Source organism: Paenibacillus sp. FJAT-27812 (genome assembly GCF_001273905.1).
Taxonomy (GTDB): domain Bacteria; phylum Bacillota; class Bacilli; order Paenibacillales; family Paenibacillaceae; genus Pristimantibacillus.
Genome location: NZ_LIGH01000001.1, coordinates 5,692,675 through 5,708,434, shown reverse-complemented (window position 1 = coordinate 5,708,434; position 15,760 = coordinate 5,692,675). Strand labels below are relative to the sequence as shown.

16 protein-coding genes are annotated in these 15,760 nt (G+C 49.1%); 12 read left to right on the top strand and 4 right to left on the bottom strand.

Annotation, left to right across the window (positions count from 1 at the left end; translation table 11 throughout):
• Positions 1–15: 15 nt before the first annotated feature.
• The 8 genes from ADU23_RS24220 to ADU23_RS24185 all read left to right on the top strand — a co-directional run bounded on the left by ADU23_RS24220 (position 16) and on the right by ADU23_RS24185 (position 8,097).
• On the top strand, positions 16–867 hold the full coding sequence (locus ADU23_RS24220; protein WP_053376092.1) for a 3-hydroxybutyryl-CoA dehydrogenase: 852 nt from the start codon (positions 16–18) through the stop codon (positions 865–867).
• Positions 868–903: 36 nt separating this feature from the next.
• A complete protein-coding gene (locus tag ADU23_RS24215) occupies positions 904–2,046 on the top strand; it encodes an acyl-CoA dehydrogenase family protein (RefSeq protein WP_053376091.1) in 1,143 nt (380 codons plus the stop codon).
• A 30-nt stretch (positions 2,047–2,076) separates the two neighbouring features.
• Positions 2,077–2,976 carry a methylisocitrate lyase gene (gene prpB / locus ADU23_RS24210; RefSeq protein ID WP_053376090.1) on the top strand — a complete coding sequence of 300 codons (900 nt, stop codon included), beginning with the start codon at positions 2,077–2,079 and terminating at the stop codon, positions 2,974–2,976.
• Complete coding sequence (prpC, locus tag ADU23_RS24205) at positions 2,966–4,087, top strand: bifunctional 2-methylcitrate synthase/citrate synthase (protein ID WP_053376089.1); 1,122 nt, start codon at positions 2,966–2,968, stop codon at positions 4,085–4,087. Before prpB ends, prpC begins: the two co-directional genes overlap by 11 nt.
• Positions 4,088–4,112: 25 nt before the next feature.
• Positions 4,113–5,555: a bifunctional 2-methylcitrate dehydratase/aconitate hydratase gene (locus ADU23_RS24200; protein WP_053376088.1), complete on the top strand. Its 1,443-nt coding sequence runs from the start codon at positions 4,113–4,115 to the stop codon at positions 5,553–5,555.
• Positions 5,556–5,700: 145 nt separating this feature from the next.
• Positions 5,701–6,210 (top strand): hypothetical protein, encoded by a 510-nt coding sequence (locus ADU23_RS24195; protein WP_053376087.1) that lies wholly within the window; start codon positions 5,701–5,703, stop codon positions 6,208–6,210.
• A gap of 115 nt (positions 6,211–6,325) precedes the next feature.
• The gene (locus ADU23_RS24190; protein WP_053376086.1) at positions 6,326–6,769 is read left to right on the top strand and encodes an Rrf2 family transcriptional regulator; all 444 of its coding nucleotides are present in this window, start codon (positions 6,326–6,328) and stop codon (positions 6,767–6,769) included.
• 62 nt (positions 6,770–6,831) lie between these two features.
• A complete protein-coding gene (locus tag ADU23_RS24185; protein ID WP_197286107.1) occupies positions 6,832–8,097 on the top strand; it encodes an MFS transporter in 1,266 nt (421 codons plus the stop codon).
• Between the two features lie 76 nt (positions 8,098–8,173).
• Here the strand turns inward: ADU23_RS24185 and ADU23_RS24180 are convergent, their stop codons facing one another.
• The 3 genes from ADU23_RS24180 to ADU23_RS24170 all read right to left on the bottom strand — a co-directional run bounded on the left by ADU23_RS24180 (position 8,174) and on the right by ADU23_RS24170 (position 10,588).
• Positions 8,174–9,001 carry an alpha/beta hydrolase gene (locus ADU23_RS24180; protein WP_053376085.1) on the bottom strand — a complete coding sequence of 276 codons (828 nt, stop codon included), beginning with the start codon at positions 8,999–9,001 and terminating at the stop codon, positions 8,174–8,176.
• Positions 9,002–9,071: 70 nt separating this feature from the next.
• Complete coding sequence (locus tag ADU23_RS24175) at positions 9,072–10,085, bottom strand: S66 family peptidase (RefSeq protein WP_053377805.1); 1,014 nt, start codon at positions 10,083–10,085, stop codon at positions 9,072–9,074.
• 26 nt (positions 10,086–10,111) lie between these two features.
• Positions 10,112–10,588 (bottom strand): MarR family winged helix-turn-helix transcriptional regulator, encoded by a 477-nt coding sequence (locus tag ADU23_RS24170; protein WP_053376084.1) that lies wholly within the window; start codon positions 10,586–10,588, stop codon positions 10,112–10,114.
• Between the two features lie 155 nt (positions 10,589–10,743).
• Between ADU23_RS24170 and ADU23_RS24165 the strand changes: the two genes are divergently transcribed.
• On the top strand, positions 10,744–11,673 hold the full coding sequence (locus tag ADU23_RS24165; RefSeq protein ID WP_053376083.1) for an NADP-dependent oxidoreductase: 930 nt from the start codon (positions 10,744–10,746) through the stop codon (positions 11,671–11,673).
• A gap of 6 nt (positions 11,674–11,679) precedes the next feature.
• On the opposite strand, the gene ADU23_RS24160 is transcribed toward ADU23_RS24165, so the two are convergent.
• Positions 11,680–12,576, bottom strand: a complete 897-nt coding sequence (locus ADU23_RS24160) for a YihY/virulence factor BrkB family protein (RefSeq protein WP_063846097.1) — start codon at positions 12,574–12,576, stop codon at positions 11,680–11,682.
• Positions 12,577–12,713: 137 nt separating this feature from the next.
• On the opposite strand from ADU23_RS24160, the gene ADU23_RS24155 reads away from it, so the two are divergent.
• The 3 genes from ADU23_RS24155 to ADU23_RS24145 all read left to right on the top strand — a co-directional run bounded on the left by ADU23_RS24155 (position 12,714) and on the right by ADU23_RS24145 (position 15,647).
• Positions 12,714–13,121, top strand: coding sequence for a TerB family tellurite resistance protein (locus tag ADU23_RS24155; RefSeq protein ID WP_053376082.1), 408 nt, complete (start codon positions 12,714–12,716; stop codon positions 13,119–13,121).
• A gap of 3 nt (positions 13,122–13,124) precedes the next feature.
• Complete coding sequence (locus ADU23_RS24150) at positions 13,125–14,042, top strand: helix-turn-helix transcriptional regulator (RefSeq protein WP_053376081.1); 918 nt, start codon at positions 13,125–13,127, stop codon at positions 14,040–14,042.
• Positions 14,043–14,111: 69 nt separating this feature from the next.
• Positions 14,112–15,647 carry an MDR family MFS transporter gene (locus tag ADU23_RS24145; RefSeq protein WP_053376080.1) on the top strand — a complete coding sequence of 512 codons (1,536 nt, stop codon included), beginning with the start codon at positions 14,112–14,114 and terminating at the stop codon, positions 15,645–15,647.
• Positions 15,648–15,760: the final 113 nt, after the last annotated feature.

The window sequence follows — 15,760 nt, the reverse complement described above, 5'->3', positions numbered from 1 at the left end:
AGATGAGGTGATACGATGACTTTTCGCAAGGTTACTGTAATTGGAGCTGGGCAAATGGGAAGCGGCATCGCTCAGACGCTTGCCCGAAGCGGCCATCTGGTGACGCTTTACGACATCGAGACGGATGCCGTTGCGCGAGGTATAGCTTCCATCAACTCGGCAGTGTCCCGCTTAGTCGCAAAAGGGAAAATGAACGATGAGGAGCGATTGAAGCTGCTTGGCAATTTGGAATGCTCAGTGGATCTTGCTGGCGCTTCGAATGCGGAGCTTGTCATTGAAGCAGCACCGGAGCGAATGGAGACGAAGAAGGTTTTGTTTAAGCAGCTGGACCAGATCTGCGGTCCGGATACGATTTTGGCGACGAATACCTCATCCTTATCCATCACCGATATTGCAGCCTCAACGAAGCGGCCGCAGCTCGTTATCGGCATGCATTTCATGAACCCCGTTCCCGTGATGCCGCTTGTTGAGATTATTCGAGGGCTTGCGACATCGGACGAAACGTTCGAGAAAATTAAAGCTTTGACGCATATACTGGGCAAAACGCCGGTTGAGGTGCATGACTTTCCAGGCTTCGTCTCCAACCGCATCTTAATGCCGATGATTAATGAAGCGATTTACACCGTGTATGAGGGAGTGGCAGAGCCGGAAGCGGTGGACCAAGTCATGCGTCTTGGCATGAACCATCCGATGGGGCCGCTTACGCTGGCTGATTTTATTGGACTCGATACTTGCTTAGCTATTATGGAGACGCTGCATCAGGGGTTTGGCGATTCAAAGTATAGGCCGTGTCCTTTGCTGCGCAAATATGTGCAGGCCGGATGGCTGGGATGCAAGACGAAACGTGGATTTTACAATTACGATTGAAGGCGGGGAACGGTTTTACCGAGAGGGGGCAAGGAAGTGGAGGTCCGGTATACACAGGAACAAGCAGAGCTTCGGAGAGCGGTCCAACAATTTGCTGAGACAGAAATTGCCCCAGCCGTACCGATCATGGAACAAAGCGATAAATTTCCCGGCTCATTGATTCGCAAGATGGCTGCCGCAGGATTAATGGGCATTCCGATTCCGAAGCAGTGGAGCGGCGCTGGCGCTGACTTTGTATCCTACATCATTGCGATTAATGAAATAGCTAAGGTGAGCGCGGCGGTTGGCGTCATTTTGTCCGTGCATACTTCAGTCGGCACCTTTCCGATTTATCAATATGGCACACAGGAGCAGGTTGAAAAATATGTGCGCAGCCTTGCGGCTGGCAATAGCTTAGGGGCATTTGCATTAACCGAGCCTCATGCTGGCTCAGATGCCTCATCCATCCGAACATCGGCCGTGCGAGACGGTGATCATTATATTTTGAACGGGACGAAGCTGTTTATTACAAATGCGGGAGCAGCAGACGTCTATGTCACCTTCGCGGTTACCGACTCTTCCAAGGGAGCTCGCGGCATTACCGCATTTATTATAGAGAGCGACGCCCCTGGACTTACGGTCGGCAAAAAAGAAAAGAAGATGGGGCTGCATGGCTCTAACACCTGCGAATTGATATTTGATCAGTTGAAAGTGCCGGTCTCGCAGCGCCTTGGCGAGGAAGGAAACGGGTTTGCGATTGCCAAAGGCTCGCTTGATGGCGGCAGAATCGGTATCGGGGCGCAAGCGCTCGGGATTGCGCAAGCCGCGCTCGAGGTGCTGAATCGCCGATTTAATCCATATGTTACGGGCGAGGCTAAACCATTTGATAAGCTTCAGAATCGGCATGCTAGACTAGCCGATTTGACCGCACAGGTGGAAGCGGCTCGTTTACTCGTCTATCATGCCGCTTATTTGCGTCAGGAAGGGCTGCCTTGCACGAAGAATGCTTCTATCGCCAAAATGTTCGCCTCCGACACAGCCGTTGCGGTCACTAGCGCGGCGGTGCAAATGCTGGGAGCAGAGGGCTGCATGAAAGAGCAATCCGTGGAACGTTTTTTTCGCGATGCGAAGGTTACTCAAATTTACGAAGGAACGAATGAGATTCATAGAATCGTAATCAGCAGCCAATTGCTTAAATAGACGACTTCTTATCGAAAAGGCGGTGGCGAAATGGATCTATCTCCCGGGCAGCGTCTTCGCGAGGCGCTTAACGTCGAAAAACCTCTGCAAGTCGCGGGTACGATACATGCCTATTCAGCTCTATTGGCGGAACGGGCCGGATTTCGAGCCTTATATTTATCTGGCGCAGGCGTCGCTAACGCCTCATTTGGGCTGCCTGATCTCGGCATTACGTCGCTGCAGGATGGTTTGGAGGAAGTAAGAAGAATTACGGGCGCGACCGAGCTGCCGTTGCTCGTTGATGCGGACACAGGCTTTGGCGGAGCGTTCCAAATCGCCCGCACGATTAAGGAAATGAATCGCGCAGGCGCCGCAGGCGTTCATATCGAGGATCAAATTTCGGCTAAACGATGCGGGCACAGGCCTAATAAATCCATCGTTAGCAAAGCGGAAATGGTTGATCGCATTAAAGCAGCGGCAGACGCAAGAGCGGATGAACAGTTTATCATTATGGCGCGTACGGATGCGCTTGCCAATGAAGGCTTACAGTCGGCGATAGATCGGGCGTGCGCTTGCGTCGAAGCCGGGGCGGATATGATTTTCCCGGAAGCTGTCACTAAGCTTGAAGACTATCAGGCGTTCGCCGATGCGGTTAAGGTGCCAATACTGGCCAACATTACCGAATTTGGCCAAACGCCGCTGTTCACAGTCGATGAGCTGGCTAAGTCCGGCGTAAGTCTGGCTCTTTACCCATTATCAGCCTTTCGTGCAATGAGTGCCGCGGCTAAGCTCGTATATGAGACGATCCGGCAGGAAGGCACGCAAAAAAATGTCATTAGCCATATGCAGACGCGTGCAGAGCTTTATGATTACCTAGACTATTTCAGCTTCGAGAAAAAGCTTGATCAGCTGTATGGCAGACGGGAGGAGGAGAAAAGCGATGGCGACTAAAAAACCGGGCGGCCTCGCCGAGGTCATTGCTGGACAAACCGCGATTTCAACCGTCGGCAAGGAGGGAAAGGGGCTTACTTATCGCGGGTATTCGATCGGTGATCTCGCAGGAAAAGGTTCCTTTGAGGAAACCGCCTATTTGCTCCTATACGCCAAACTCCCGAATGAGACGGAATTGAGGCAGTATAAGCACAAGCTGCTTCATCTGCGCAAGCTGCCCCAAAGCTTGCTCACGATCTTGGAGCAGCTGCCTGGGAGCACGCATCCGATGGATGTTCTTCGTACCGGTATTTCCGCGCTTGCCGCCTTTGAACCGGAGTCCGATTCTAATAATCAATTCGATATCGCCGACAGACTAATCGCAAGCTGCGCTTCCATCCTGCTGTACTGGCATCATTACAGCAGAGATGGCAGCCGGATCGATACGGCTACGGATAATGACAGCATTGCCGGGCATTTTCTCCAGCTGCTGCATGGTAACAAGCCAAGCGAGCTTCATGAGAAGGCTTTGGATGTTTCTCTCATCTTGTATGCGGAGCATGAGTTTAACGCATCCACATTCGCAGCGCGCGTGACGACCTCTACTTTGTCCGATATATACTCTGCCGTAACGACCGGAATCGGGACGCTGCGCGGAAATCTGCACGGCGGCGCAAATGAAGCGGCAATGGCATTAATCGAGCAATATACGAGCCCGGGTGATGCGGAAAACGGCGTTAAGCAATTGCTGAAGGACAAAAAATTGATTATGGGCTTTGGCCACCGCGTATATTCGGTCTCTGATCCAAGATCGGATTTGATTAAGGCATGGTCGAGAAAGCTTTCTGAGAACGATGGCGATATGACGCTTTATCATGTCTCTGAGCGAATTGAACAGATCATGTGGAAGGAGAAAAAGCTCTTTCCGAACCTTGATTTCTATAGCGCATCCGCATACCGGCTAATGGGCATTCCAACAGCGCTCTTCACCCCAATCTTTGTTATTTCTCGGCTGAGCGGCTGGTCTGCGCATATTACCGAGCAGCGTGCCAACAACCGGCTCATTCGTCCAAATGCGGATTATATCGGACCCGAGCCTGCGCCTTGGCTTCCATTCGAGCAACGATCCTAAGAAAAACGGGGAGGAGGAGCTTCATATGACCACGCCAACCAGCAATAACAGACCCGAGCCCGATCAAGTGCTAGTTGAAATCGCTATGTATGCTGCTAATCATACAATCAATAGCGAAGAGGCGTACCAAACGGCGCGGCATTGCCTTATGGACACGCTCGGCTGCGGACTGCTCGCGCTTCGTTATCCGGAATGCACGAAGCTGCTAGGGCCTACCGTTAAAGGAACGTATGTGCCAAACGGGGCACGCGTACCCGGCACCGCCTATCAGCTCGATCCAATTACTGCCGCCTTTAATATCGGCTGCATGATTCGGTGGCTTGACTATAACGATACTTGGCTGGCAGCCGAATGGGGGCACCCTTCCGATAATTTAGGCGGCATCCTTGCTGTTGCAGATTATATAAGCAGAAATAACATCGCGGAAGGAAAAGCGCCTTTAACGATGCGCGACGTACTGACTGCCATGATCAAAGCCCATGAAATCCAAGGCGTCCTCGCCCTTGAAAACAGCTTTAACCGGGTAGGGCTCGATCATGTCATTCTCGTAAAAGTCGCCTCGACGGCAGTCGTGACGGCTTTGCTCGGAGGAACGCAGGAAGAGATTATCGCAGCCGTATCGCAGGCATGGCTAGACGGCCATTCGCTGCGCACCTACCGGCATTCCCCAAATACGGGGAGTCGCAAATCATGGGCAGCAGGCGACGCGACAAGCCGCGCCGTTCGGCTTGCGCTTATGGCGGTGCAGGGCGAAATGGGTTATCCTTCCGCGCTGAGTGCGCCGGGGTGGGGGTTCTATGATGTGCTCTATAAAGGAAACTCCTTTGCGATCAATCGCGGCTTTGATTCATACGTAATGGAGAATGTATTGTTCAAAATCGCATATCCTGCAGAATTTCATGGGCAAACAGCCGTCGAATGTGCCATGCAGCTGCACCCGTTCGTCAAAGATAGACTGCATGAAATAGATAAAATCATCCTCACAACGCATGAATCCGCCTTGCGCATTATTGATAAGACGGGGACGCTCCACAATCCGGCGGATCGCGACCATTGTCTGCAGTACATGGTGGCCATCGGCCTGCTGTTCGGAAATTTGACAGCAGATCATTATGAAGATGAGGCTGCGCAAGACCCGCGTATCGATGAGCTTCGCCTGAAAATGGTTACCGCCGAGGAGCCGGCCTATTCGCAGGATTATCTAGATCCTAACAAACGCTCGATCGCAAACGCGATCCAGGTTTATTTTACGGATGGAACGACGTCAGAGAAGAAAGAAGTCGAGTACCCGATCGGCCATCGGCGCAGGCGCACGGAAGCGATCCCGCTTCTTCAGCGTAAATTCGAATCCAATCTGAGAACCCGTTTTCCCGCCAAGCAAATCCAGCGAATCATCGAGCAATGCGGTGACCAGCAGACGTTGGAATCGACTCCCGTGCATCAGTTTGTGGACCTTTTTGTCATATAAGCGAATGCCTGCGTGAAGCGCAGGTTTTTCTTTTTATATTTAAAAATTTTTGTAGCTTTTCTGTAACTTATTGCCCCCCGCAAACGTTATAATCTATAAGTAAGCCGAATAAAAATATACACCATATAGAAGGAGCGTCTGCGCTATGAAAAAATATACATTAATCGCTGTTGCTGCGATAGCTTGTCTCACGGCCTTTAGCTTTGCGCCGACGGGAGGCCGTGAATATACACCGGTAGAGCAAACGCCGAACATGCAAACGGGCTACATCGAAAGCGTCCATAAGCAAAATAATCATTACGTGTTGTCCATTGATCAAATCGATTGGTTTGAGGGTCAGCAAGCGATTGATAAATTTTTGGAGCTTGAAGGGGATTCAGGCCTTGATGGCCCGCCGGATGGCTATTATATCGTCAATGATGATGAAACCCTTCATGACTTGCCAATCGCTGACGATGCCAAAGTACTTATGCAAATTTATAACCGTACAGGCAATGTGAATGAAGCGGATATCGTCTGGAATGAACCGATTACCGTTGAAAAATTCGCTCAGCTATTAGATACGGAAGATGATCTTAACATGAAGAGCTTTCCGTATCATCTGACCGTTAAGGACGGGGAAATCGTTCAGATCGTACAGCAGTACGTCCCATAAACACAAGCAAAGTCGCGGAAACGCGGCTTTTTTTTATTTTATAAATTCTACATGCAAATATCAATTGACATCCGAGTTCATTGAAACTAATATAGTTACATTGAGAGGTGAGGATATGGGATCAAACAGCCATTTTACGATAGCGCTGCATATTTTATCGCGAATTGAAATGGAGCATGATAAGAGCCAGCCCTATATTTCTTCGGAGCTGATCGCGCGGAGCGTGAACACGCACGCCGTGTTTATTCGCCGTATATTGAGCGCTTTGAATAAAGCTGGTTTAGTAGAGGTGCGTCGCGGTGGTGTCAATGGCGGCTGGATACTCGCAAAATCGGCAGAGGATATTACGCTGCTCGATGTATATGATGCAGTAGAGGAGAAGCCCTTAAACGAACTGCATCATAGCGAGCCTAATCGCGCATGTCCGATCGGCAGAGGCATACAACCCGCCTTGTATAAATATTATGAATCTGCAGAAGCGGCGTTTCGTCATGATCTCGCGAAAACAACGTTAGCTACGCTTGTAGCCGAGACGCTTGAACACGCTGCAAAAGAGTAAGATTTTTTGTGGGTTCAAATACAACCAAGTCAGTTACACTTGAAGAGAAGAGAGGTGACATCATGATAAAAGAACGTCCTGCTTCAACCTTTTATTACGGCTGGATCGTCGTTGCGATTGCGTTTCTAACCTTGCTTGTATCCGCCGCTATCAGCTCTGTACCGAGCGTATTGATGCTGTCGCTTGAGAAGGAGTTCGGCTGGGACCGCAGCGCGATCTCAGGCGCGGTATCGATTCGAATTCTGCTGTACGGATTGATGGGACCATTCTCCGCCGCATTAATGGCCCGTTACGGCATTCGAAAAATTATGGTTATTGCGATGGTGCTGTTAATGGCGAGCATGTCGCTAACGCCGCTCATTACGCAAATTTGGCAATTTGTACTCCTTTGGGGAGTGTTTGTTGGACTTGGAACAGGCGCGCTTGCCAACGTTCTTGGCGTGACCATTGCGAACCGCTGGTTCGTGAAGCATAAAGGGCTTGTCATAGGTTTGCTTACGGCAAGCGCAGCAACGGGACAACTATTATTCCTTCCGGTAATCGCGAAAATAACCAGTGATATCGGATGGCGATATTCCGTCTATTCCGTTGTTGCCGTGCTGCTGCTGCTTATTCCCGTCGTCGCGATTTGGATGCGGAACCATCCTTACGATGTAGGAAAAGCGCCGCTTGGTGAAACAGCGGTCGTTAAGCCAGCGCCATTTGTAGGCAACCTCTTTTTATCGCCCATTCTTGTCCTCATATCGGCAAGCAAGAGCGGAACGTTCTGGCTGCTGGCGGGAACCTTTTTCTTATGCGGTTTCTCCACGAATGGGCTGATCGGCACTCATCTTATTCCGGCATGCGGCGACTTTCAAATTCCGATCGTCATAGCTGCCGGCTTGTTATCGCTTATGGGCTTGTTTGATTTAGTTGGCACCACCATGTCAGGCTGGCTAACGGATCGATTTGACAGCAGATGGCTGCTGCTATGGTATTACGGCCTTCGCGGACTCTCGCTTATTTTTCTGCCCTATGCGCTTGGTGCGGGATATACGCAGCTATTGATTTTCTCCGTTTTCTACGGGCTCGATTGGATCGCAACCGTGCCGCCTACTGCTAAGCTGACCTCCGACACATTCGGCAAGGAGAAGGCCGGCATGATATTCGGCTGGATCGTCGTTGCCCATCAGGCAGGCGCATCAATTGCTGCCTACGGAGCAGGCATGATGCGGGATTTGCTTGGCAATTATACCGTTCCTTTCGTGCTGGCTGGCTTCTTATGCTTATTTGCAGCCGTGATGTCGCTTCGCATTCGCGGTGCAAGGAAGACGGCTTCGCTGACTTAATCATTTACGCGCAAAAAAAGGGTAAGACGCCAATTCCGGCAGCTTACCCTTTTTTCCGTGCTCTTACTGTTAACCGTCAATCTCTTCCGGCTTCATATATTTTTTGCGCAAGCATGGCGGGATCCATCTTGGTTGCCGACATATGATCGCTGCTTCCTTGAATATAACGGAAGAGACCAAGCCGACCGGACATATGGGGGTGCCAGCCATATTCGCTGCTGTATTGAGGCAGCACATTATCTTGAGTAAAGAAAACATAGCTTCTTGGCGTGGCGAGGCTGTAAAACTTTTTGAGATCCAGCTTTTCGAATAGCGGTTTTGCCGGTTCTGGCGTAATTTTATTGTATATAAGCTGTGCTACATCGAGGGGCGCTACATTGACAAAGGTATCGCGGAAAAAAGCGAAGGGGAGCATGATTGTATCATCCTTCGAGCTGTCCCTTAGCTGCTGAAAAAAGCCCAAAGCGGCTGGCGGAATTTCGTCCGATGCCGATTCTCCGTCATTCAGTACGAAAGCATCCCAAAATACAAGTCGTTTGATGCGGTTTGAAACTTGCTCAGCTACCTTTTGAACGACAGTTCCGCCAAAGCTGTGACCTACCAAAATTATCTGCTGAAGATTATGGGCGAGAATAAAATCAACGACGGATTTGGTTATCATTCCATGAGTGACGTTTTTGTCGGTCAGCACGCCGTGTCCCGCATATTCCGGCGTATACACGATATGGCCCATTTGCCGCAATACCGCAGCCGTCTCGTCCCAGAAGCTTGCATCCGCCCATGAGCCATGAACAAGCACGAAGGTAAGAGCAGGCGGGTAGTTAGCCATATGACGTTCATAAATTGGATAGGTGTTTACGTATGGATAATTCCAGTTCATCCCATATTGTTCGTAGGCATACATCTTTCATTTCCCCTCAAGATCAGATAGTTCAGCATATGCCTATTTTTCTGCGAGGTTCTTTATTAACCAATCATTTAAAATATTGCGTAACCGTACCTTTGCCATTTTCCACTCCCACATCAGCGTAAGCACCATTGATGAACGTCATTTGCGGCGGAACATGTCCACAATCGATGTTGTAAACAATCGGGATATTCAACTCCTCAGAGAGATCGTTATACACATCCTCAACCGAATAATCCTCAAACGTCTGATTTGCAGGACTTCGCCCAAACAGAATACCCGAACAGTTGTTAAACCAGCCGGCGAGCTTCATCTGAACGAGTGATCTTCGCAAATCCGCTGTATTCAGCTCGCAATTTTCAAGAAACCATATAATAGGCTCATTATCGATCATTTGTTTTTGAAAATGATGCAGGTCGCCATATGGCGTGCCGATTAAATGCCTGATAACGTCTATGCAGCCGCCCAACAATCGTCCGCTTATGTTTGCATTCGCATTGGAGTGAGTTTCCCAGCAGGTCGGTTCGGTTAGCTGGAAGACGCAAGGTGAAGGGGAGGCAAAATTCCAATCCTTCTGATATTTTGGCGAAGAATGCTGAATATTCGATTCACCCGCCCTGGTTGATAAAACCGATTGCCAGCTTGCGGTCGTGGCATCTGAATATTCTCCTCGTAGATCAACGAAATTCGTTCCATGAGCAGTCGCTATGCCAGTTTTTAATGTAATAGCTAGCAATAATACACTTATATCCGAATATCCAAGTATCCATTTGTTGGGAAAATGCTCATAATCGAGATGTTCAACGATTTCGATTAACAATTCGCCGCCCCAAGGCGGAATAATGAGCTGGATTTGGTCATCCTGCATCATTTCATTCAGCTCTTTCGCACGAATCTGAGCGGAGGCGGATTTGGCTTTATGCTGCGTCCAAACCGTTTCACCGCAAATGACTTGATACCCTTTAGCTTGCATGCTGCTTGTCGCTAATTGTACTAAATTATGCATTTCTGCTTTCACCCCTGATGAAGGAGCGGTTACACCAATCGTTGCTTTTTCCTCTAAAAAAGGATATTTAATCATATCGTCCTCCAAATCGATTTTCCTCTTCAGATCTGTTCGTTGGCCTTTGACGCTTCAAGCTGGTCTAAAATGTCCAACAATTGCTTGCGGCTGTCGCCGGGCAAAGTGGCAAGCACCTTCTCGGCGGCTTCACCCATGGCGGCGCGCGCTTTCTGGATCAGCGGAGGAGCGGAGTCGCTTAGCTGAATAAAGGTGGCGCGGCGATCCTCTGGATCGGGCACGCGGACGATCAGCTTTTCATGCTCCAAGGCATCGACGAACTGGGTGACGGTACGCGCTTTGATGCCTATTTTGGCAGCCAAATCACTCATTCGGATAGGAGCGGATTCCGATACGGCAATTAAAAAACGCAGTCTCGGTCCAGTCAGGTAAGCTGGGATATGTAGCGCAATAAGCTCGGCTTCAAACTGTTGGTGGAGTTGATGCGTCGTTTTGAACAGGCTTTGCAATACATCGCCTGCTGTAACCATTACTTCTGATGAAGACCGCTTAGATGGGGTCATAATAATCCTCCTTGACGAATCCCTAATTGCTGAGTATACTCACCTTATTAACGATATAGTGAGTATACACAATATATTTATACTCTGTATTTTTCAATTGTAGCCCACGATAAATTGTTTTGCAAAATAAAGTTCGTTCCACGGAGGAGAGACAAATGACAGCCAAAATGATGCAAGCGATTCAATATCATCAATTCGGAGGACCGGAAGTGCTGCAGCTTGAACAGATCCCCCGTCCCGTGCCTGCAGCTGGAGAAGTGCTCATTCGAGTACATGCAGCAGGCGTGCTTCCGGTCGATTGGAAAATTCGGACGGGAAAATTTCCGATGCCGATTAAGTTTCCTTGTATCCCGGGGACAGCTCTGTCAGGCGTTGTTGAAGAGATAGGTCCTGGCGTAACCGCGCTGCAAAAGGGGCAAGCGGTGTTTGGGCGAAGCACGGCAGGAGCCTATGCGGAATATGCGACGGCTAAGGCAGAAGCGCTTGCACGCAAGCCAGACTCGCTCAGCTTCGATGAGGCTGCGACGATATCTGGCGGCGCAACGACCGCCTGGCAAGCTCTTATTCATGAAGGCGGCTTGAAGGCAGGGGATCGGGTGCTTATTCATGGCGCTGCAGGAGGCGTAGGTTTGTTTGCCGTCCAGTTCGCAAAGTGGAAGGGTGCCCACATTATCGCTACCTGTGGGACGGATAATGTTGGTTTTGTCCGTTCATTAGGGGCAAACGAGGTGATCGATTATACGGAGAGCCGATTCGAAGAGCATGCAAGCCAAGTTGATCTCCTGCTGGATACGGTGGGAGGGGATACGCTTGCACGTTCCTGGTCCGTTGTCCGAAAGGGAGGAACGCTTGTTTCTATTGCCGGAAAGCCGGCACCGGATCGCGCGGAGCAATTAGGAGTTAGGATATTAAGGCCAAGCTTGCCAGGCAAGGCACAGCTAGAGGAGATCGCAGCATTAATGGATAAAGGCTGCGTCCAAACCTTTATCCAGCAAGCCTTACCATTAACAGACGCACAGCTAGCCCATGAGAGAAGCCAGATCGGCCACGGCCGAGGAAGAATCGTGCTGCATATTACTGATTAAATCCCTTTAAGAATGAATCGTTTTACGATTATTCGGACGCATTCGAAAGCTATGGCGCGCTGATTTCAAGTGAGGAATTTTAGATTTCGCCGAGGCTAGAGTAGCGTTAATTTCGCCTCCAAGCATGATGATGATTGAGCTGATGTATAGCCAGATCAACAAAATGATCATTCCTCCAAGGCTGCCATAGGTTTTCGAATAGTTGCCAAAGTTGTTCATATAAAATTGGAATAAAAGGGATGTAACGATCCAGCCGAAGGTTGTAAAGACGGCTCCCGGCAGCACCTCTCTGAAGCCGAGCCGTCTGCTCGGCACGATCCAATAAAGCAGAGTAAAGGCTCCGATCATCGCCGCAATGGGAATCACATATTTTAAAACGCCCCAAGTCCACTCAAATCCATCCGGATAATTCAACCACTCAAACAGATATTGTCCAATCGCTTTTCCGAAGATCAGCATCACCATGACGATCATAATAACGACCACAAGAAAAATCGTCGAGACTATCGAGATGCCCCGCACTTTCCAGAATGGACGCTCCTCTTCAAGATCATAGGCTTTATTCAAGCCTTTAATAATGGCATTAATGCCGTTTGATGCCGACCAGATCGTAGCGACCATGCCGAAGGAGAGCAGCGTGCCGCTGCTGTTGTTCATCACTTCCGTCAATATGCCGCTAATCGTATCGCTCGCATCGGAAGGAAGCATGCGAATGAGCTCACTGATAACGCTATCCCCTGACAGCTCAATAAAGCTAAGCAAGCTGACCATAAAAATAAGAAACGGAAAAAACGACAAGATCAAATAATAAGTAAGCTGAGCGCCAAGCGCTTGTACATCATCCTCGCGAAAACGGGCGTATAAGCATTTCAAAAACTGAACCGTCTGCGTCATTCGCGTCATATGCGGTCACCATCCTTTATTTAAAATTAAACAAAAAGCTAAGAATACTAAACAAGTTGATTCAAAATGTAGGAAAAAACTCCGACCTGTCGAATAAGAGTATAGTCAAACATATTTGAAACTAGGGAGTGGACCGATTGTTTTTACATTTTCTGCAATCCAAGGAACATAAACAAGCATTTCTAGAACTCGCGCATCTCGTAGCGAATGCCGATGGATTTGTCCACAAAAAGGAACGCGGCTTTTTACAATCGTTTATGGAAGAGATGGACATCGTGCAAACCGACTTTAGCTTCTCACAAGAAAAGCAGCTTTCGGATATCATCGGCGGCCTGGAAGACGAGCATGTGAAAAAAATCTTTTTTGCAGAAATTTTGCTGCTCATATTCGCTGATGGGGACTACAATGACGATGAGAAAAAAATTACGCACGATATGCAGAAGCTGTTCCGCTTTTCTGACGAGACCTATGAAAATTTAAAAGACTGGGTCATTCGAATGGATCAGCTGAAAATCGAAGGCTTAAAGCTTATTTTGAACCCTTAACCGATGAAGCTCGAACGATTAATTTCGATGATCTATATGCTGCTGAACAATGAGGTGCTTTCAGCCTCCGCCTTGGCAGAAAAATACAAGGTGTCCCAGCGCACGATCTATCGCGACATTGATGCGATATGCGCGGCAGGAATTCCGGTCGTATCGTTTCAAGGCGTTAACGGCGGGTACGGCATCATGGACTCGTATAAAATGGACAAAAGCCTGCTTGGCTCCTACGATATAAGCTCGCTCATCACGATTCTTCACAGCATGTCTACCGTATTTGATGATGAACGGGCACTAGAGACGATCCATAAGCTGCAGACGCTGCAGCACGGCGAAGCATCGCCAAGCTTGACGATGGACATAGGAGGAAGCGGAGCCTACAACGATTCTCTTCGCATCCTCCGCGTAGCGATCACGGAATGCCGCGTTGTCCGCTTCGAATATGTCAATGCCAAGAGCGAGCGGAAGGAACGGTGCGTCGAGCCGATCAGCCTGCTTTATAAATATGACTCGTGGTATTTATACGGATTTTGCAGGGAACGCAAAGACTTCAGAGAGTTTAAGCTGCCGCGGATGGCTAATTTGCTTGCCTCTACGGAATATTATCAGAAGCATAGTCGATTGCCCGAAAGAGGCAACCGGTATGATGATGCGCAAATAGTGAGTAAAGTAAAAGTTATGCTCCATTTTTCAATTGAATACTTGGCACGTGCGATGGATTTTTACTATAGCGCGGAAAAAACCTTCAATGAAGATGGCACGCTAACGATGACGCTGGAAGTGGATACTTGGTCGGTGGAGCGATGGCTCATTCCGAGCTTGTTAAGCTTCGGGGACGGCGTGATCGTCGTTGAGCCTGCCGAGGTTCGAGACAGGGTTAAAGCGTCCATTGAAAAAATGTTGAAACGATATTCCGAAGTATGACACTCAGCTGTCATACTTTTTTTATTACACTGATAACAAGAAATACGAGATCAGAAGGAGTGTTTATCAGTGAAGCAACGTCAATCAAGCAGCCTTTCCATCGTCATTGCAGGCTTGCTGCTCGGAATTTTAATGGCATCCATGGACAATACGATCGTAGCCACGGCTATGGGCAATATCGTAGGCGAACTCGGAGGCATGGACAAATTCATTTGGGTAACATCCGCTTATATGGTAGCGGAGATGGCCGGCATGCCGATATTCGGAAAGCTGTCCGATATGTATGGGCGCAAAAAGTTTTTTATTTTCGGAATCATCGTGTTTATGGCTGGCTCCGCACTTTGCGGAACGGCTGGATCCATTACGGAGCTCGCTATCTATCGGGCTATACAAGGCATCGGCGGTGGCGCGCTCGTACCGATTACGTTCACGATTATGTTCGACGCCGTTCCGCTTGAGAATCGCGGCAAATTGGGCGGACTGTTCGGTGCTGTTTTTGGCTTATCCAGCATCTTCGGACCATTGCTTGGAGCATTCATTACCGACCATATCGCTTGGCAATGGATTTTTTATATCAACCTCCCGCTAGGGTTGATTTCCTTTATCATGGTCACGTTTTTCTACAAGGAATCGCATGAGCATTCCAAGCAGCCAATCGATTGGTTAGGCGCGTTTACGCTTATTGGCGCCATCATTTGCCTCATGTTCGCTCTTGAGCTTGGCGGCAAACAATTCGCATGGCAATCGCCAATGATTATGAGCTTGTTCGGAGGTTTTGCCGTTTTGTTGATCGCCTTTCTTATGGCTGAGAGGCGAGCGGAGGAGCCGATCATCTCTTTTGGACTGTTTAAAAACAAGCTGTACGCATCCAGTATTCTGGTAGCGCTGTTCAGCGGAGCCGCATTTATCGCAGCGTCGGTATACATCCCGATCTTCATTCAAGGGGTGCTCGGCGGGTCTGCAACAAATTCAGGCCTTGTCCTGCTGCCGATGATGGTCGGATCGGTCATTACCGCGACACTCGGGGGAAGTCTCATGAACAAGATTTCGTACCGCAACATCATGTTACCCACGCTTGCTTTATTAGCAATAGGAATCGCGCTTGTGGCCAGCCTTACTCCCGAATCGTCTCGACTGACGATCACCATCTATATGGTACTTATCGGTCTTGGGATCGGCGCGTCATTCTCCGTACTTAGCAATGCTGCTATCCATGGCCTGTCGTACCGCCAGAGGGGAACAGCTGGAGCAACGTTGAACTTTATACGTTCATTAGGCATGACGATAGGCATTACAACGTTTGGCCTTATTCAAAGCCACTATTTTACGACCAAAATGTCGACGCTGTTCGGTACTAATGAGCAGGAGGGAATGCCTGAAGGGCTTGATCTCAAAGACCCTCACGCGCTGCTCTCGCCAGATACGCGGGCATTAATTCCATCCGATATGCTCGATAGCTTCTCTACCGCACTCTCAGCCTCAATCGTTCATACTTTCGCTTGGGCGGTCATCCCCGTCGGCTTCGCATTGCTGTCCGCCTTCTTCATGGGCCGCAAGAAGCTTGATGCTACGGCGGAATCAACGGAATATTCTTCGGCGCACTAGAGCGTGCTGCAATAAAAAACAGTTCATAAACCTCCGCTTTCCAAATGGATGCGCGGGGGTTTATTTTGTTTTCTGCACCTTTGCATTGACGAGATATTAAAATTCGCAAATTA